The organism is Paraferrimonas sedimenticola (genome assembly GCF_002282855.1).
GTDB lineage: Bacteria > Pseudomonadota > Gammaproteobacteria > Enterobacterales > Shewanellaceae > Paraferrimonas > Paraferrimonas sedimenticola.
The window spans coordinates 1-18599 of the sequence record NZ_NRIR01000005.1; the positions used below are offsets into that span (position 1 = coordinate 1).

General features: G+C 49.5%; 19 protein-coding genes. 7 read left to right on the forward strand and 12 right to left on the reverse strand.

Going from position 1 to position 18599, the window contains the following annotated elements:
• On the reverse strand, positions 1-122 hold a 122-nt coding region (locus CLC93_RS09575; RefSeq protein WP_141237374.1), incomplete at its 3' end, for a transposase.
• 998 nt (positions 123-1120) lie between these two features.
• Between CLC93_RS09575 and CLC93_RS09580 the strand changes: the two genes are divergently transcribed.
• From CLC93_RS09580 to rlmM, 4 genes are all read left to right on the forward strand, one after another.
• The gene (locus CLC93_RS09580; RefSeq protein WP_095505752.1) at positions 1121-2032 is read left to right on the forward strand and encodes a transcriptional regulator GcvA; all 912 of its coding nucleotides are present in this window, start codon (positions 1121-1123) and stop codon (positions 2030-2032) included.
• On the forward strand, positions 2013-2654 hold the full coding sequence (locus tag CLC93_RS09585; protein ID WP_095505753.1) for an alpha/beta family hydrolase: 642 nt from the start codon (positions 2013-2015) through the stop codon (positions 2652-2654). Before CLC93_RS09580 ends, CLC93_RS09585 begins: the two co-directional genes overlap by 20 nt.
• A gap of 14 nt (positions 2655-2668) precedes the next feature.
• Positions 2669-3055 carry a DUF423 domain-containing protein gene (locus CLC93_RS09590; protein ID WP_095505754.1) on the forward strand — a complete coding sequence of 129 codons (387 nt, stop codon included), beginning with the start codon at positions 2669-2671 and terminating at the stop codon, positions 3053-3055.
• 78 nt (positions 3056-3133) lie between these two features.
• Positions 3134-4228 carry a 23S rRNA (cytidine(2498)-2'-O)-methyltransferase RlmM gene (gene rlmM / locus CLC93_RS09595; protein ID WP_425439846.1) on the forward strand — a complete coding sequence of 365 codons (1095 nt, stop codon included), beginning with the start codon at positions 3134-3136 and terminating at the stop codon, positions 4226-4228.
• A 180-nt stretch (positions 4229-4408) separates the two neighbouring features.
• Here the strand turns inward: rlmM and CLC93_RS09600 are convergent, their stop codons facing one another.
• Both CLC93_RS09600 and CLC93_RS09605 read right to left on the reverse strand, forming a co-directional pair.
• Positions 4409-4831, reverse strand: coding sequence for a hypothetical protein (locus tag CLC93_RS09600; protein ID WP_141237375.1), 423 nt, complete (start codon positions 4829-4831; stop codon positions 4409-4411).
• A gap of 117 nt (positions 4832-4948) precedes the next feature.
• Entirely contained in the window at positions 4949-5956 is a 1008-nt protein-coding gene (locus CLC93_RS09605) for an isocitrate dehydrogenase (protein WP_095505756.1), read from the reverse strand.
• Between the two features lie 296 nt (positions 5957-6252).
• Here CLC93_RS09605 and CLC93_RS09610 point away from each other — a divergent pair, with 296 nt between their 5' ends.
• Both CLC93_RS09610 and CLC93_RS09615 read left to right on the forward strand, forming a co-directional pair.
• The gene (locus tag CLC93_RS09610; RefSeq protein ID WP_245837137.1) at positions 6253-9003 is read left to right on the forward strand and encodes a S9 family peptidase; all 2751 of its coding nucleotides are present in this window, start codon (positions 6253-6255) and stop codon (positions 9001-9003) included.
• Between the two features lie 2 nt (positions 9004-9005).
• A complete protein-coding gene (locus CLC93_RS09615; protein ID WP_095505757.1) occupies positions 9006-9365 on the forward strand; it encodes a putative quinol monooxygenase in 360 nt (119 codons plus the stop codon).
• Between the two features lie 19 nt (positions 9366-9384).
• On the opposite strand, the gene CLC93_RS09620 is transcribed toward CLC93_RS09615, so the two are convergent.
• From CLC93_RS09620 to CLC93_RS17730, 4 genes are all read right to left on the reverse strand, one after another.
• Positions 9385-10143, reverse strand: a complete 759-nt coding sequence (locus CLC93_RS09620) for a methyltransferase family protein (RefSeq protein WP_095505758.1) — start codon at positions 10141-10143, stop codon at positions 9385-9387.
• 97 nt (positions 10144-10240) lie between these two features.
• A complete protein-coding gene (locus CLC93_RS09625) occupies positions 10241-10723 on the reverse strand; it encodes a hypothetical protein (protein ID WP_095505759.1) in 483 nt (160 codons plus the stop codon).
• Positions 10724-11209: 486 nt separating this feature from the next.
• Complete coding sequence (gene cspE / locus CLC93_RS09630; protein WP_095505760.1) at positions 11210-11422, reverse strand: transcription antiterminator/RNA stability regulator CspE; 213 nt, start codon at positions 11420-11422, stop codon at positions 11210-11212.
• A 252-nt stretch (positions 11423-11674) separates the two neighbouring features.
• Positions 11675-11827: a hypothetical protein gene (locus CLC93_RS17730; RefSeq protein ID WP_169902953.1), complete on the reverse strand. Its 153-nt coding sequence runs from the start codon at positions 11825-11827 to the stop codon at positions 11675-11677.
• Between the two features lie 40 nt (positions 11828-11867).
• On the opposite strand from CLC93_RS17730, the gene CLC93_RS09635 reads away from it, so the two are divergent.
• Entirely contained in the window at positions 11868-13037 is a 1170-nt protein-coding gene (locus CLC93_RS09635; RefSeq protein WP_095505761.1) for a recombinase family protein, read from the forward strand.
• 68 nt (positions 13038-13105) lie between these two features.
• Here the strand turns inward: CLC93_RS09635 and CLC93_RS09640 are convergent, their stop codons facing one another.
• From CLC93_RS09640 to CLC93_RS09660, 5 genes are all read right to left on the reverse strand, one after another.
• Complete coding sequence (locus tag CLC93_RS09640) at positions 13106-13990, reverse strand: hypothetical protein (protein ID WP_095505762.1); 885 nt, start codon at positions 13988-13990, stop codon at positions 13106-13108.
• A gap of 98 nt (positions 13991-14088) precedes the next feature.
• On the reverse strand, positions 14089-14781 hold the full coding sequence (locus CLC93_RS09645; protein WP_095505763.1) for an SDR family oxidoreductase: 693 nt from the start codon (positions 14779-14781) through the stop codon (positions 14089-14091).
• An 8-nt stretch (positions 14782-14789) separates the two neighbouring features.
• Complete coding sequence (gene xni, locus CLC93_RS09650) at positions 14790-15545, reverse strand: flap endonuclease Xni (RefSeq protein ID WP_095505764.1); 756 nt, start codon at positions 15543-15545, stop codon at positions 14790-14792.
• Complete coding sequence (ppnN, locus tag CLC93_RS09655; protein WP_095505765.1) at positions 15542-16888, reverse strand: nucleotide 5'-monophosphate nucleosidase PpnN; 1347 nt, start codon at positions 16886-16888, stop codon at positions 15542-15544. The genes xni and ppnN overlap by 4 nt, the downstream gene beginning before the upstream one ends.
• Positions 16889-16927: 39 nt before the next feature.
• Positions 16928-18466, reverse strand: coding sequence for a GGDEF domain-containing protein (locus CLC93_RS09660; RefSeq protein ID WP_095505766.1), 1539 nt, complete (start codon positions 18464-18466; stop codon positions 16928-16930).
• Positions 18467-18599: the final 133 nt, after the last annotated feature.

Sequence of the window (18599 nt, forward strand, 5' to 3'; positions counted from 1 at the left end):
CAGCGGTAGAAGCAGGCACTGCTAACACCATGCTCGCGGCATAGGTCTTGGACGGGAGTCCCTTGCTCAGCTTGTTTCAGTATCGCCAGGATCTGGCTATCCGTGAATCGTGATTTTTTCATTGCAGAATCTCCTGCGTTTTAAGATACGAGAAAATTCTACTTTTCGCTTCAGTTATTTTGCGGGGGGATTACCATACTACGACCACCACAGGAGGAAGCGGCGGGGGCTTTCCGCCCGATAATGGGTTTGGTGAGCCGGGTGCCGGCGCAAGCTGCGGTAGAGTTATAAAATACAACACTTGTGCCTATGGTGAATGTGTGGACTCATTTATGTACTTGCCTTGTACACTTTGATTGGGAGCTATTTAAGTAGATACGAGATAAGTACATAGCATAATTGAGCTTGAAGACGGGGGCATCGCTCCCCGTTCTTATTTGGAGTTAAGCACTGATAATAATTCAGCCTGGACGAGATTGACGGTCATTAAAAACTGATAAGATTTTCGAAACTCACCATGCAAATTAGAGATTTAGGCAGTTTTATTAGGTACGATTATTTTTTCGAATGGAATTGATGGGATTTATGATGACAGTAGTACCCAAGAAGACAACAGCCTTTAAGTATCACCCTGCAACTTCCAGCCACATGACAGATGGGGGGGTTAAGCGATTTAGTAGAACAAGCTTACCACCAACTGCCGAGAGTCAGCCAAAGAACGTTTGTTATTCAGGGAGGGGAGCATGTAAGAGGATCGGGGTGTTAATTTACATCCAAAACTGTTCCACTTCCACCCCCTAATTTGCAACGAAAAGTGAACCACTGAATTTGGTATCTTACGCTCGCAACAAACACTTCAAATAACCGATTTAATGCAAGATGGACTGAGACAGTGAATGACCGCTTCTGGCCGTTTTGTGCCGGTCGCGGTTGGCTAGATTTCCGCTTTCGCGGAAATGACGGGCGTGGGGTTCGCGAGAATGACGGGCGTGGGATTCGCGGGAATGACGGCGGAGGGGCGCTCCAGAGAATAAGTGCGGCAATTACTAGTAGCTGACTCCATCCATTCCCCATGGCATACTCATGCCATTAGAAAAGCTAATCATACGGAATCCACACCATGTCTCGCCGTCTTCCTCCGCTCAACGCAGTTAAAGCGTTTGAAGCGGCTGCGCGCCACCTTAGTTTCACTCGTGCAGCAGAAGAGTTATTTGTCACCCAAGCTGCGGTGAGCCATCAAATCAAAGGGCTTGAGGAGTATTTAGGCCTCAAGCTATTTCGTCGTAAAAACCGTGCCTTGCTGTTAACCGAAGAGGGACAGGCGTACTTTCTCGATATCAAAGACCTGTTCACTCAGTTGGCCGACGCCACCGAGCGCTTGTTGGCCCGCGGTGCCATTGGTGCGCTAACGGTTGCTATGCAGCCGAGTTTTGCGATTCAGTGGTTGGTGCCGCGATTGGCCAAGTTTTCCGAATCTCATCCAGATATCGACGTGCGTATTAAGGCGGTGGATGCGGATGATGGCTACCTAGCGGACGACGTGGATGTTGCTATCTACTACGGTCGCGGCAAGTGGCCTGGAGTACACACGGTTAAGCTGCGTAACGAAGTGCTGATTCCCGTGTGCTCGCCAATGCTGCTTAACGGCCCAAAGCCCCTGACTCAGCCGGCAGATCTTAAACACCACACTTTGCTGCATGACCTTAGCCGTAACGATTGGCGTGCCTGGTTCTTACAGCAAGGTATTAAGGATGTGAACGTCAACCAAGGGCCGATTTTCAGTCACTCCTCACTGGTATTGCAAGCGGCGGCACACGGTCAGGGTGTGGCGTTGGGCTACAGCGTTTTGGCTCAGCCAGAAATCAGTGCAGGGCGTTTGGTGATGCCTTTTAACGAAGTGCTACTTAGCCGCGACGCCTACTACTTGGTATGCGAAGAATCCCAAGCCGAACTAGGTAAAATCGCCGCCTTTAGAGATTGGATGGTCAGTATGTTCCACGAAGAGGCGGCCAATGACAGACTTGGCGGATAAGGCGCTCACCTACTTTCCAGCGCAAAACCCATGGTGCCTAATGTTGCTTGCTCATGGCTCGGGGGCAGGGCGTAAGCACGCCACCATGGTGAGTTTGGCAGAAGAGTTAAGCGAGCAAGGTATCGAGGTCGTCAGCTTTGATTTCGACTACATGCAGCTCATTGAAAAAACTGGCAAGCGTCGCCCGCCGCCAAGGTTGCCTAAGCTCATCGAGGAAATGACTCAAAGAGTATTATCCTTGCCTCGCGATTTACCCTTGCTGGTGGGCGGCAAGTCCATGGGTGGGCGAGTTGCAGCCAGTTTGCTCGCGCAGCCCGAGCTGAATCTCGCGGGAGCTGTGGGCTTTGGCTATCCCTTTTTGCCGCCCAAATCCAAGCAAGCCCCTCGCCTGGAGCCCTTGCAACAGGCCAAGGGGCCGCTGTTGATTCTGCAAGGCGAGCGTGACCCCTTTGGTAACTCACAGACCCTTCCTGAGTGGGATATTGGCCAAGCAGAATTACAATGGCTAACCGATGCCGATCACGATTTTCACCCAAGAAAGCGCAGCGGCCTGACTCAATCGGATATTCTTCGCCAAGCGGCTGAGGCTACACAAGCCTATTTCAAGCCTAAACTCACATAAGGAATCTGTTACCGATGAAATACATTATTGCTTGGGCTTGTTTGTTTGGCGCCAGCGCGGTTGGGCTGGGTGCCTATGGTTCGCACGGGCTCACTCAATACGCCAGTCCTGAGCTGGTGGCACGCTTTAACCTTGGGGTTGAGTACCAGTTTTATCATGCCTTTGCCTTGCTAGCCTGTGGATTGGCTTGGACGAAGGCACAGCGGGCTCTACTTGGTGCGGCAGTTGCTTTATTCAGTTTCGGCATCTTTGCCTTTAGCGGCACCTTGTACCACTACGCCATTACCGGTGTGAAAGCCTTTGGACCGGTCACTCCGATTGGCGGCAGCGCGATGATCCTAGCTTGGTTACTCTTTGGTTTGGCTATACTTATCGGCGATCGCCAGCGCGCAAATGGTTAGCCGCAATCGCGCCTTGAGGGCGAAGACAAACTTGGGCACAATGGCGCCCGTTTCGAGCAAATCTGAGTAATCGACCCAATGACAGCTGAACTGAATCAAGTCTTATTGTTATGCCGACCAGGCTACGAAAAAGAATGCGCCGCAGAAATTCAGGATCGCGCCAGCGATCTGGAGATCTTTGGCTACCCTCAGACTCAGCTCAATCAAGGCTATGTGACTTACCAGTGCTATCAAAGCGGCGACGCTGAGCGTCTGGTGAGTGATATTGCGCTGTCCAGCCTAGTCTTTGCCCGCCAGTGGTTTGTCTGCGGTGCCATGCTCAAAGATTTACCAGAAGACGATCGCATCAGCCCAATCTTGGCGGCGCTCGAGAGTGTCACTAAAGCCGGTGAGCTTCGAGTTGAAACACCGGATAATGACGATGCTAAGCAATTGTCTAAGTTTTGCCGCAAGTTCACCGTGCCTTTGCGTCAGGCACTGCGCAGTAGCGGTCAGCTGCTCAAAAAAGAAAACCCCAAGCGTCCGGTAATTCATGTGCTGTTTGTAGCACCGGGACAAGCTTTTGCTGGTTACTCGCTGACTAATAACAATTCGCCTCATCCCATGGGCATTTTGCGTCTGCGTCAGCCTAGCGACGCGCCAAGTCGCTCGTCGCTAAAGCTCGAAGAGTCCTTTCAGACCTTTATTCCCAAGGACGAGCACGAAACTCGTTTAGCTTCTGGCCTGAATGGGGTGGATCTAGGCGCATGTCCTGGCGGTTGGACTTATCAGTTGGTGCGTCGTGGCATGATGGTATCGGCGGTGGATCACGGCAGTATGGCCGAGTCATTGATGCAAACCGGTCAGGTGAAGCATTACGCCGAAGACGGATTCCGTTTCGAGCCCCCGCGCAAAAACATCTATTGGTTGGTGTGTGACATGGTGGACAAGCCAGCTCGCGTGGCAGAGTTGATGGAACAGTGGGCGATTGCCGGTTGGTTTGTCGAGGCTATCTTCAACCTAAAGCTGCCAATGAAGGCGCGCTACAAAGAAGTGATGCAAGTGCTGGAAACCATGGAAGCGGTACTGAGTGAAAACGGTCTTTCTGGCTTTAAAGTGCAGTGTAAACACCTATACCACGACCGGGATGAAGTCACTGTGCACTTAGATCTTCGAGAGGCAAAACGTCGATAAATACCGCTTTAGGGGTATATAAACGTAATAAAGGCCAGATTGGGCAATCTGACCTTTACTATTTACGGGATTTCTATCTCAAAAGCTAGATCTTGAAGGGCAGTCAATTGCTAACTTTCGAGACTATTGTTACTGAATTGAGATCCCTCTGTACAGGAAAATTTAACAAAATTTTCACGCTTATTGATCTATGTCAAGCGAACTTGAGTAGGGGCAAGATTGCTCCAAGTTTCTGTGTTGACAATCCCGCTCGATAGTTTCTGCTACCATGCGGATCGCAAGGTCCCCCCAACGCCCGTCTTTAGCGTACATTGAAAGCCATTGTCCTTTGCCTTCATAGCTGTGCAAATACACTTCTACTGGGCTTCTGCGAGTTTTTAACCAAATCGAACGGCTGTCGTGGTGGGCTGCGTCGACTTGAATTCTAGGATCGCTTGTTAGCGCTTGCACTATATGACCAAAACGCTGGTCAGAATCGCCTTGTAGCCAGATCAGATGTTGACTGGTCAACTGCGGGTTAGTCTGAGTACCAGTGGGAGCTTTGGGTTGACTAGCACAGCCAATGATAAGCAATGAAATAGCTAGAAGAGATGCGACGCGCACGCTTAAAAACCTTTAAAAAGACAGATAAGCAGCATCTTAGTGGAAACTAGTTGAATATTAGCTAAACAGAATGTAAAAACTCGCCCAAAAGGGCGAGTTTTCGAGTTTTATGCTGGATTAAAGACGTTCCAGAACCGCTTGGGTGAAGTCAGTGGTGCCGTGGCTGCCACCTAAGTCACGAGTGGTGCGATCGCCTTCAGCGATTACCGCTGAAATTGCACTGCGAATGGCTTCCGCTTTGTCGGCCATGCCCAAGTACTCCAGCATCTGAATAGAGGCTAGGATCACCGAGGTTGGGTTGGCAAGGTTCTTACCTGCAATATCAGGGGCACTGCCGTGTACCGCTTCGAAAATCGCGGCATCTTTGCCGATATTGGCGCCAGGGGCCATGCCCAAACCGCCAACTAGACCGGCACACAAGTCTGACAGAATGTCACCGAATAAGTTGGTGGTAACAATCACGTCGAACTGTTCTGGATTCATCACCAACTTCATGCAGGTCGCATCAACGATCATTTCGTCGCTTTGGATGTCAGGGTAGCGCTCAGCTACTTCACGGGCCACGTCCAAGAACAGACCTGAAGTTGACTTCATGATGTTGGCTTTGTGAACTGCGGTTACCTTTTTACGACCTTCCTTGCGAGCCAGTTCGTAGGCAAAAGTCACAATGCGCTCGGCACCTTCACGAGTGATAACACTCATGGCTTCTGCTGAACGGCCATCTTCAGATACCTTTTGACCCAAGCCTGAGTACATACCTTCGGTGTTTTCACGGATGGTAATGATGTCGATGTTCTCGTAACGGGCTTGAGTACCGGCAAACGACAATACTGGGCGTACGTTGGCGTACAAGTTGAAGCGCTTGCGCAGAGTCACGTTGATAGAAGTGAAGCCACCGCCAACTGGAGTGGTCAGTGGGCCTTTGAGAGTGACTTGGTTTTTCTCAATCAGATCTAAAGTGCGCTGTGGCAGAAGTTCGCCGTGTTTTTCTAATGCGGTCAGGCCGGCGTCGGCGAATTCGTATTCGAAGTCACAGCCAACCTTATCAAGAATTTGCAGGGCAGAATCAATAATGCTTGGGCCAATGCCGTCACCAGGTAGGACGGTAATTTTACGAGTTCCCATAGAGAATCCTTTGTTATTTTAACGCCTTAGCGTTTCTTTCTTAGCGCTTTGACGAATTCATTCGACGCCACCGCGCGATTATTTTGAGTGCCCCAAGTGTAGAACAATTGCAGGGGGATGCTTGAGGTGCGGGTATTGTAATGGTTTTGTAAGGGAATTTGTAGTTTTAGAGAGTTTGCTCACGTTTTTACTTAAAGATGTGATTAAATCAAACAAACTCTGTAAGACTATGGCTGGCTAGCGCGCCTGTGCTGGCCTAATGATAACGAACGATAACAATAAACTCAGGAGTCGCCGTGAAAGCCCGTGTGTTAGCTGGCTGGTTGCTGGCTGGAGTTTCGATGGCCTGTAGTGCCAGCGTGCTCGCCAAGTCGCAACTAACCCTTGAAGATGTGATGGCCTTTGAAACCATCAAAGATATGCAACTCTCCGACAACGGTAAAATTATTGCCTACAGTGCTCAGCCGGACCGCGGTGACGCACGTGGCATAGTGGCTGCCAACGGAGCCGAAGTGCAGGTAGAGCGCGGTGTTAAGCCACAGATCTCTGCGACCAATCAGTTCGTGTTGTTTGAAAGCAAACCTAGCCTACTGGAACACGAAAAAGCGTCAAAGAAAGAGCGCAAGTCACTGCACAGCGACTTTATCCTTGTCGACACGCTAACCGGTGAACAAACCACTTTTGAAAACGTAAAAAGCGGTGAGTTTAGCGAGTCAGGCAATGCCTTGGCATTGAAACTGGCACCGGTGGAGTCGGATAGCAAAGACGATAAAGATGAAGATAAGCGCGAAAAAGCCGACATTGGCCAGGGTTTGACCTTGGTGCATCTAAATACCAATAAAAAGTTATCTCTAAGCGATGTGACTCACTACCAGTTGGCCAAAAAAGGCGACTGGGCGATTGCTGCGGTTAACACTCCTGAAAACCATCAAGTAGTGTTGGTTGAGCTTTCCAACATGAGCATGCGAGTGGTTGCTGAGAGCAAAGACCAGCAGATTGCTCAAGTGGCGATTTCTGATTCCGGAGCATGGTTGGCCTACACCCAGGGTGATGCTGAGCAGCCACGCGCGCTGCGCACCCACGAGCTAACCGTACGTCGTGCTGACGAGTCGAAGACCAAAACCTTTAAGGGCATGACTAGCTGGCGTTACTCGGTCAACTCTGGATTGACCTTCAGCGACGACGAGCAGCAACTGTTTGTTGGCCGTACTAAGGTTTTCGAGCAAGCGCCTAAGCGTGAGAAGGTGGAAACTGCCGAGAATCTGACTTCTCGCGACACTTTGCTGGGCCAACGTGACCTGATCATTTGGCATGGTGACGACCCTCGCATCAAGCCAAACGAAGCCAAGCAATACGACAAGGTTCAAAAGCAAACTTACACTGCTGTGTTGCACCTAGAGCCAATGAATTTGGTTCAGCTAGCTGATGAGCAACTGCCTGTGGTGAACACCAAGCAGCAGGGCGAGTGGCTACTGGCGTCAACCGACGTACCTTACTTGAAGATGCTAACTTGGGCGGGTCGCTACAAAGACTTTTACTTAGTGAACATTAACACGGGTGAGCGCCGCTTGATTGTGGCTCAACAGTCTGTCTACGCACCGCCGGTGATGGCACCAACTGGCGACAAGCTGTTGTACTACCGCCAAGGCAACCTGCATTTGCTCGACCTGAACTCAGGCCGCAAGCGCAACCTAACTGGCGATCTGGACGTATCCTTTGCCGATGAAGATCACGACTACCCAACCCCAACGCCAGGTTATGGCCTAGGACCGTGGAAAGCCGACGGAACTGGGCTAATTGGTTACGACAAGTACGATGTATGGGAGTTTGACCTAAACGGCCAAAGCGCGACTAAGTTGACCAGTGGTCGCGATGCGCAGCAGCAGTACCGCGTGGTGGGTTTGGTTGAGCCGAAAGCTGGCCCGCAAACCTATGCCGACAGCCAAGCTCTGACTCTGCATCGCTTTGACTACAACACTAAGCTAGACCAGCTGCAGCGTTTTGACGCGCAAGCCCAAGCTTGGGTCAGTGCTCGCGATGGCGAATACAAGATTGCCAATGTAATGCGCGCCAAGAAAGCGGATGTGTTGCTGTTTAGCGAAGAAAATTATCAGACCTTCCCAGACTTCCACTTAGGCGAGCAAAGCAACCTTGCGACCGCTAAAGCCGTTACTCAGCTGGGCACTCAAACTGACAAGTTTGCTTGGGGTAAGCCTCAACTGATTCGTTGGATGAACAGCGACGGTCGCGAAATCGACGGTGCTCTGTTCTTGCCACCAGGCTACAATGCCGGCGACAAGGTACCTGTGTTGGTTTACTACTACCGCTTTATGAGCCAGCGTTTGACCGAATTCCCTAAGATGCACGTCAACCACAGACCTAACTTTGCTTGGTATAACGCCAACGGCTATGCGGTGTTCCTGCCGGATATTCGCTTTGCTATCGGCTACCCTGGTCAAACTGCGGTAGACGCGCTAGTGGGCGGCACTCAAAAGCTGATTGATATGGGCATTGCCGATCCAGATAAGATTGGTTTGCACGGCCACTCATGGTCTGGTTACCAAACGGCCTTTGCGGTAACCCAAACCAACATCTTTAAGGCGGCGGTAAGCGGTGCGCCAGTATCCAACATGACTAGCGCCTACTCAGGCATTCGTCTAGGTACAGGTTTGGCTCGTCAGTTCCAATACGAGGCGGGTCAAAGCCGCATCGGTGCTACTTTGTACAAGCAGCCGTTTGTTTACTGGGAGAACTCGCCAATTGCTCACGTAGAGCGCATCCAAACGCCAATGATGATTATGTTTGGCGACATCGATGACGCTGTGCCATGGGAGCAGGGAATTGAGCTATATTTGGCCATGCGCCGCACTGGTAAAGATGTGATTATGTTGCAATACCAGGATGAGCCGCACCACTTGAAAAAGTACCCGAATAAGCTCGATTACACCATTCGTATGAAGCAGTACTTCGACCACTATTTGTTGGGCGAAAAAGCACCTGAGTGGATAAGCTCTGGTGAAGCTTTCTACCAGTACCGTAAGGACTAAGCATGTCGAAAAAGGTTTATTGTGTGGCTCAGTTTGAGCCCAAACCAGGGCGAGCCAAAGAGCTGTTTGCCGCACTGCAAGCGCTTGAGCCAAATACCTTGCGCGAAGATGGCTGCTTGCAGTACATAGTCACTCGCCAACTGGCCAGCGACTTTGCGCCAGGCAAATCAATGCCCATCGCGTTTAACGAGATTTGGGCAGACATGGCGGCGTTTGAAGCCCATTGTCAGCGCGCGGAAATTCAAGCTTTCTTTGCTGCGCACTGCGAAGCACAAGATGGCGCCGCAGCCGACTGGAACGTCTGTGTCTACACAGACGAGCCAGAAGACTATGACGCACCACAATTGCCGAGTTGCTGCTAAGCCTGATTAGCGATTTGAATTAAGCCGGTGTATGCCGGCTTTTTTTGTTGCCAAATTTGGTGAATGGAATCAACTTGGGCACTCTGGCCTGATAATCGCGATAGCGATCACCAAAGCGTTTGACCAAGCTCTTCTCTTCATAGTGCAGCCCGATGAACATATAAGCGGTCATGCACAAGGCCAACATGAGATGGCCATAACCCATGGTGGGGGTGCTCCAAACACCAATCAGCACTCCGAGTTGAATAGGATGCCGTACTAAGCGATACAAAAATCGTTCGCTAAAAGGCGCCGGGTCGAAGGGCTTTTGACGGAAAAAGCCTAAGGCTTGCTTCACGCCCATCAGATCCCAATGATCGATTTCAAAGGTTGCAGCGAGTAGTACTACCCAGCCGACCAGCTGTAACGCCACTAATGACTGAACCAGCGTGGTGTTGGTGACTTGCCACAGATAACCGTCGATACTTTGCCAGCTAAACACAAAGGCCAACATGAAGGCGCCGGAGATCCACACATAGGTGGGGCGCTCAATGGCCATTGGAAAAATCTTGCCAAAGGCACTTTTAAAGCGCGAGCGAGCCATCACAGTGTGTTGCACACCAAATAGCACAATTAATACTAAATTCAGGATGATAGCGGTTTCGATAGAAACCACGGCGGGGCGGTCAATGGCCAATGGAAAGAAAGACCAATTGCCCATAAATAACATAAAGCTAGCCAGTCCCATAAAGCCTACGAGATAGCTAACCAGTCCATAACACAAAACGAGCCAACGCATAGTTCCTCTCCCTGTGAGTTGCCCATGGTTAAGCCTAGTGGTTTTGGTGCTATTTTGCCGGATTTTCGACGACTAAAAGCCCATTGGGGCGGGGGTTCTATGGTTTTGCGTCAGTGCCAACCATCAGCTGAATCGAGGTGCCGGATGTGTCTTTAAGCTCAAAGCCGAAGTCCGCTCGAGCGACAGGCTTGTTGTAGCCATTGAGCTGGGAATCTCTGGTGGCTTTCACCGTATCCCAACCCAAATCGACTCCCGCTACAGGATGTAGGTCAAATTGAGAAAAGCGGGCTAGGGGATTGAAGCGAAAGTGGGAGCTTAAATGCAGGCCAACACCCGAGGCGGCGTTTGGATTTAGGCTAGGCATTAGCGTTTGGCCGTAGATGCGATTGACCCATTCGCCACTTTCATAGGGTTTGGCTTCAAACTCGTAGCCTAACTGCAGCCAAGCTGGAGTCTGTACTTGAGTCTGGCTGCTGGAATCCGAGTTCAGGCTCATGCCCCAATAGCTGCCCTCAGCAAGGACTGGGCCGTAAATCAGAGCAGTTACTAGGCAAAGTGTACGAGATTTGAAGTGAGCCATGGCAACCGGTCCTCGAGATTTGCGATAACTCTTAAGTTAGCTTTAGCTAACTATTAGTCAAGGCCTATCAAGGAATAGGTTTACTCCAGTTATCCACAAAGCGAGCTGTGTTTTCTAGGTTAGTTCTGTCGCTAAGCTCAATCTTGTCTGTGACCGAATCCACTGCTCTAGCCCAAGTTTGGCTTGATCAAATAGGTCATGGCGCAGTCGTTGCTTTTAAAAGCGTTAGACTTCGGTTAGCCAGGTAACAAATTTCTTGGTTTCTACGGCGTTCTTGAAGCGGACGTTGGAGAGTTTGTTGTTGTCTCGAAAGACGACGGAAAATTTGTTTACAGAAATGGATTGTATGGGTGGTTGAACTGTTAGTTCGGTACCGCAAAGGGCATGGGTTATATTTTGAATTTGAATCTCTCTAGTTATTGGTGAGGAGCAAGAAAAGCAAAGGCTGGTCAGAAACCAGCCTAGCAATATTGAAGCTTCTATTGATTACAGAGCAACAACGTTGTTCGCTTGAGGGCCTTTTTGGCCTTGTTCTACTTCGAACTTAACTTGTTGGCCTTCAGCTAGTGATTTGTAGCCTTCAGAAACAATTGAACGGAAGTGAACGAATACGTCTTTGCCGCCGTCAGTTGGAGTGATAAAACCAAAACCTTTTTCTTCGTTAAACCACTTAACTACGCCAGTTACAGAATTAGACATGCTTGGAACCTTTTATTAATCAAAAAATTTGGTGAGTCATCACCGATAAAGCCATAGATAAAACAAGTAAAACATTAGCCAGTAAAGCAAATGACATTACAAGTTCTACTTAAAATAAAAGGAGAAGCTGAGATACAAAGTGCAATAGCAGATAAGGCTTTAAGTTTCTAAAGCCCGTGCATCATACGCCAAAGCTCGCTAAGAGTACAGAGATCACACAATTTGATTTAATTGGGCGTAGCCAACACCCTGTTACCAAGGAATGTCATTGCCGCAGTAATCCACAAAGCGACCTGTGTTGTCTAGATTGGTGCTATCAATGAGCTCCATCATGCCGGCCACCGAGTCTTCTACTGTGGTCCAGGCATTCGGCCCACCGAAAGTTAGCTGTTGTATGGACAGCACTTGTTCAGGTAGTAAACGCAACTTTGGTTAAAATACGCGCATGATGAAGACTCCAAAAGTATACAGCTATTCCAGAATCAGTTCAGCAAAACAGGCTGGTGGTACTGGTATCGACCAACAGACAGACCGTGAAGCACTTGAAAAGGTGTCGATTGAGTATGGATTACCTATTGCAGATGAAAGCTTTAGCGATGTTTCTAGCGGCTATCATGCTAAGCATTTGGACGGTGATTTTGGTCGAGTCCTTGGACTGATTGAAAGTGGCGGTATAGCGCCAGAATCTATTTTGGTTGTGAGTAACTTGGACAGGCTTTCAAGGCAGACTGTCAATGAAGCTATGGCACAGTTGCTCAGAATCATTAACGCTGGAGTACGTGTCTATACGTCAATTGATGGGAAGTTGTACAGCAAGGATGACGCTAATCTGACTGCTACGTTGATTGTTAGCTTGATTTACATGGAGCGAGCCAATGAAGAAAGTCAGGTCAAAGCCAAAAGGACTTTGGGCAATGCCCTATCCATCATTAAAGAAGGTGCCAGAGATGCTGATGGGTATCACAAAGCGGTTAGGTCGATAGGTAGAGCACCTTGGTATTTAGACGTTACCAGCGGCTTTGTACGTCCTCACAAGTATTACTTTCCTATAGCTCAGGAGATTGTTGGTTTAGTGCTTCAGAATCAGTCGATTAAAGCGATTTGTCGGTATCTGAACAGTAAGTATGAGGCACCCAAGATTAACTCTAACAGGAAATTTGTTGACCAAGGTTGGAGCGATACGACTATCAGAAGATTCCACCTAAGCAAGCTTTTGACTGGCGAGCAGACTTTTACCATTGAAGGTGCTGAGTATGTGATTAGTGACTATGCTCCTGCTGTTTGCTCAGAAAGTGAGTTTTACCAGATGGCCGCTATTAGGTCTAAGAATGCTCGTAAGAGTGGAAACAAGCGCACTACTGAGTTTGATGGCCTGTTGAATGGTATCGGAGTGCTAACCTGTGGCTGGTGTGGCGGCTCAATGACCAAGGTGTTGGATAGGCACCAAAAAGTTAGGTATAGATGCGCCAATGCTTTCAACAAAGCTGATTACTGCAAGGGATTCTCAGTCAAGGCCGAGCTGGTGGAAGATGCTGTGATTCGTGTCTGTGCTGACAAAGTTTGGACTGCTAAAGACTCTGGTACAGATGCCACTGGAGCGATTCAAGCGGCATGAAGAGGAGCTGTATCAAAAATGATGCAGCTCCTTTTTTGTATGTGTACTTGGCTGTGAGTGTTGGATTCTTAATTTGTCGCCGATTCAAGAAGTTTTAAGGCGTCTTTAATTTCGCGGTCTTCTTTCATAGCGCTTTCTAGCTTCTCCGAGAACTGGAAAAGCACAGTCTTGAGTGCAGTCGCATACTGTAGGCACTGTTCATCTGTCTTATTGTGAAGGCCTTCGCTGACCGCTCTATACATAAGCGTTAGTGGGTTCTTCCCGTTTACCAACAGGCTTTCTGGTATAGCGTGTTTGATTGTTCGGATGGCGTCCGCAAAGCGTGGTTGAGCTTTAGCGTCTTGTAGTTCATTCACCAGTTGGTCGTAACCTCCAGTGAGCTGGGCAACTTTTATGACTTTATCGAAAATCTTATCTTTCTTGGCGTCTAAGATTCTTCGGTAGTAAGCAAACGCTGCGATTCCAAACCCTTGGTTTTCACACTGGTGCCCCTTGAAGAAAAGCTGTCTTTCTCCACCTATCAAATCCAGAGCTTTTTTAGGTATCGGTTTTCCAAACCTCGGCATTTCCCCAACTTTTTCAACAGTAATCGCTGTTTCAAATCCAATGTATTCATTCTTGGATGGTACATACGAATGAAATTTTAGGAAGAAGTGCTTTATTTCGAGCTTGCAGTTGCTGCAGCAAAAGCTAAGCCGATTAAAAGAGTCTAAGGTGTGAACCACTATCGTTTCCGAGTCATCGATTAGCTCAAAGTACCTTGGAGATTTGCAGGCATCGTTTGAGCAATACAGTAAGGGTCTTATGGTTTTTAGTTCTGTGGAGGTACTGTCGGGCAAATAACCTTTGTTAGCAGACCTTTTCCGCTCTCCCAGTCTATAGTTATCGAGTAAATCAGAGCAGAGTTGTGGAGTGTACAACGGAGCTTCATTCAAAAAAGTCTCTAAATCCATGATGGTCTCTTTCGGTTGTCGCTAATGTCATTGCGACCAAGGTTTTTCGTATTTAAGCTTTGGCTTTTTTTTCTTAAGTAGCACTTAACGCCATGATTCTACCAAGGAATCTCATTACCGCAATAGTCAACGAATCGACCTGTGTTTGTGAGGTCGGTTGCATTAATTTGCTCAATCATCCCGTAGACTGAATCCTGTGGTAAACAGAAGGCATTCGGCCCACCCATGTCTGTCTTCACCCAGCCCGGATGCAACACCACCACAGTCACATCATCGTCGACTAGGTCTTTGGCCAGTGATAGGGATACGGCATTGACTGCCGCTTTTGAGGCGCGATAGGCATAGGCGCCACCCGAGTTGTTATCGCCCATTGAGCCCATTTTAGAGGAGAGAATGGCTATCTTACCCTTGGCTTTTACCAAGTTTGGCAATAGATTTTGCACCATCATCAATGGCGCCACTGAGTTCACTGCCAGCACTTGCGCCATGTCCTCGCCGTCCACCTCTCCGAGCTCAACGCGCTTAGGGCCGTAGATCCCGGCATTGTTGATGAAAAGGTCCAAGGGTTGCTCGCCCATCCAGGCTTTTAGCGCGGCTCTGCTCTCAGCTTGGGTGACTTCTAAAGTCAGCCACGTCAGTTGTTTGCCGTGCAGTTTAGCCAGCTTCGCCAGTGGCTGATCGTCGTTGCGGTGGCGGCTAGTGGCAATTACCTCCCAGCCGAGTGCTAAGTAGCGACGAACGAATTCTAAGCCAATGCCGCGATTGGCACCGGTAATCAATACACGTTTCATGAGCTCTCCTAGCAGCGATATTGATTTAATTTAAGATTAAAAGTTAAGTCGGTTTTCAATTGGACCAGCTGATAACTCAATCGTGCCATCTCTTTTCCGTCGTTGAGCTTTTTTTGCTGTCCTTGTGGCAGTTCGTCTAGGTGTTGATAGACCCCTTTGACGCTGCGATAGCGCTGCAACAGTTGCAACGCGGTTTTATTGCCAATACCAGTGACGCCAGGGATTTTATTGCCACTATCACCGGCCAGTGCCCAGTATTGGGTTAGCATTTTCGGGGGCAGCTGAAACCTGTGCTCTACCGCCTCGGCGTCGATGGCTTTGCTGTTGAAGTGATCCCATAGCTTCACGCCTTTATCCAATAGTGGCGAGAAGCCCTTGTCGGTGGAGACTATGGTAGTGCTAATCTCGTGTTTGCGTAGCGCCAGCGCGATACTGGCGATGGCATCGTCCGCCTCTTGCGGTGCCTGTAAAGATTGAAAGCCCGCTTGTTGGCAGTGCAAACGCAGCATTTCCAGATTATTACTCAAGCTCTCTGGCATGGGGTTGCGCCCAGCCTTGTAGTGGGGGTAGAGCTGCTTGCGCCAAGAGTTGCGGTCGCCATCCCACACCAGTAGCAAGTGACTGGCACTTTGCCCGCGTTTGAGCTTATTGAGGGCCTGAGATACCCGTTCGGCAAATTGTTGAGCCGGTTGCTCAGGTTGCGCGGCGTGAATACGCCGCACCAAGTTTAATCCATCGACCAACAACACATGGGCCTGACTCATGACTCTCTAATCCGATAACAAGGTTGATAGTCACTGCCCGGCAGCTTCATTCGCTGTTGCTTCACAAAGGCCGCCAATAGCTTGTCCATTTTGGCCATAATGCTTGGGTCGCCGGTGAGCTCAAATGGCCCGTGCTGTTCCACCAAGCGCATGGCATCGCTTTTCACGTTACCTGCGACTAGGCCTGAGAATACGCGACGTAAGTTTGCAGCTAACTGAGCTTTGGGCAGCTCTGGTTGTATCGCCAAAGCGGCCATGTTGTCGTGGTTGGGAATAAACGGTTGTTGAAAATCGTCGTCAATTTTAAGACTCCAGTTGAACTGATAAGAGTCGCCGACGGCTTTGCGATGGCCACGAACATTCTCGATACCCGCAAACATTAACTGAGCAACGGTAGCGGGCTCATCGATGACTATCTGATAAAGGGCTTGGGCCTCTTCGCCCAAAGTGGCACCGATAAAGGCGTCTATTTCTTCAAAATAAGCCCGCGATGACTCAGGGCCTGTGAGAATTAACGGCAGGGGATGACCACGGTTTTCCGGATGCAGCTTAATCCCGAGTAAATACAGAAACTCCTCGGCGGTACCTACACCCCCTGGGAAGATAATCACCCCGTGGCCCAGTCGCACAAAGGCTTCGAGACGCTTCTCGATGTCGGGCATGATCACCAATTGGTTCACAATTTGGTTTGGGGGCTCGGCGGCAATGATGCTGGGCTCGGTTAGACCGACAAATCTAGAGTCTGGATTGCGCTGCTTAGCGTGACCTATGGCGGCACCTTTCATGGGGCCTTTCATGGCGCCTGGGCCACAACCGGTGCACACGTCCAAATCACGCAGCCCCAACTGGTAGCCCACTTCTTTGGTGTACTTGTACTCGATGTCGTTAATTGAGTGTCCGCCCCAACACACCACCATGTTTGGGTCCTGCTCTAGCTTGAGCAGGCGGGCGTTTCGCAATACGTCGAACACTTCGTTAGTCAGTAGTGCCGAGTCTTTGGGGCGGTCGCGGTACTTATCTTCGACAAACAGAATGTCCCTCAGTACAGCAAACAAGTGCTCTTGAATGCCGCGCATGATTTTGCCGTCGACAAAGGCTTCCACCGGTGGGTTGATCAATTCGATTTGAATACCGCGTTCACGCCGAATCAGTCGAATATCGAAGTCTTTGTATTGGTCGAACAGATCGTCGGCGTTGTCTGAATTCAGACCAGACGCCAACACCGCGAGACTGCAGCGTCGGTAGAGTTGGTACAGGTGACTTTGGGCGTTGAGCTTTAGGCTCTCAATTTCCAGTTGCGACAGCTGGTCCATGCTGCCGCGGGGACTTATGGTTACTATCATTAGAATTCCTCTCAGTTGAAGCCGAGGGAGGGCGCACCCCTATTCGTCGATGATAACTTTGTCGCGCCCTTTTTGTTTGGCTCGGTAGAGGCAGGCATCGGCGCGTTCAAAGGTTTGTTCGACACTTTCATTAGACAGTATAGCTGCCGCACCCAAAGAGAGAGTGATCTGAACCGGTTGACTTTTAAAGCGAAAAGGAATGTTGCGCACTTTTTCGCGAATGCTGTTTAGCGACTCAAGCGCCTCGGCTGCGCTCAATCCAGGTAATAACAAGGCAAACTCTTCGCCGCCAAATCGCGCCACGTACTGGTCTTGATTCAGGGTATTTTTAATTGCCATCGCAACCACTTGCAATGTCTTGTCGCCGCTTGAGTGGCCATAGGTATCGTTGACCTGCTTAAAGTGGTCAATATCGGCCACTACCAACCACAAAGGCGAGCCGTCGCGCTTGGCTATGGACGCCGCTTCGTTGAGACGTTGATCCCAAGCGCCGCGATTGGGTAAGCGGGTTAGGGCGTCCAGCTCGTTGATTTTTTGCTGTTCCACTAAACGGTGCTTGTAGCGCTGAGCTTCTTGGTTAACCTGATTAAGCTCTTGGCTCATGTTTTGTAGCGCTTGCTTGAGGGTATCTTGCTCCCGTTGCTCGAGCGCCTCTTTGCGCGCCAGAGCGGTTTTGATCAAAACCAGCTGTTGGCCAATCTCGGCTTTCAGCCCATTGAGCTCCACCGAGTTGTCGACACTGGCACCAATGCTGGCCACCGAAGAGTTGATTTCATTGTTGAGCTTGGCTTTGACCGTTTGGTGCTGTACCGCGCTTTGCGCCGATTCGGTTACCGCTTGTTTCACTGCGCTCAAAGTATCGCTTAAGGCGTGCAAAAATTCTTGCGACGCACTTTTTTCGCGGGCCATGTTTTCGACCAGCAAGTCGAATACGTGACGGTAGTTGTGCAATAAATGCTCAACCGACTGGGTTTTTTCCAGTGATTGCGTAATGAACGTCAGCTTGGGTTGTTGGGCGCTGGTGAATTCCAGCTCTGCCAGTTTACTGCATAGCTCTGCGGCCAACTGACGATGCTTGGGTAATAGCTTGGTGGTGTCACCGTCAAAGTGCTGTTGCAGAATATCGCTGACCATTTCCGCTAGCTGGGTGAGTCGCTCGGTGAGGTCCCACACTAACAGACTGGGTTTTTCGAGTTCGCGAGTGAAGTGTTTGAGTTCGTTGCTCACGCTTGCTGGCAGTTCAGTGACACGGCTTAATTGAGCGACGATGTCGCCCAGCACAATGCGTTGCCGATCCAGCTGTAACGTCATTTGGCGGTGTTGCGCCAGTATGATTTTTTCGGCCTGTCCGGCGTACTGAGAAAACTCGCTGATTTGTTCGCCTTGCAAAGGCGTAGCTCGGACTTTGGCCAGCTTGTTATCCAGCTCCAAATTGCAGCCTTTACACAACAGGCTGAGCTGATAAATGAATTGTTCTATCGACTTGAGTTGGCTGATAGAAACGGGCTGGGTTTGGGTCAATTTTGGATTAGCTTTTTCTTTAATATCAGTTTTTTGTGTCACTACAGACTGATCCATTGACGAACCTTATTTATGGCCGATGATAGAGTGAGCGCATGTTTGCTTATGGTAGCGAATTTGTTAGCCCATGCAAACTTGTTATACTGCGTTGCCCTTACAAAAAAACAAAAATAATTAATACAGGAACCCG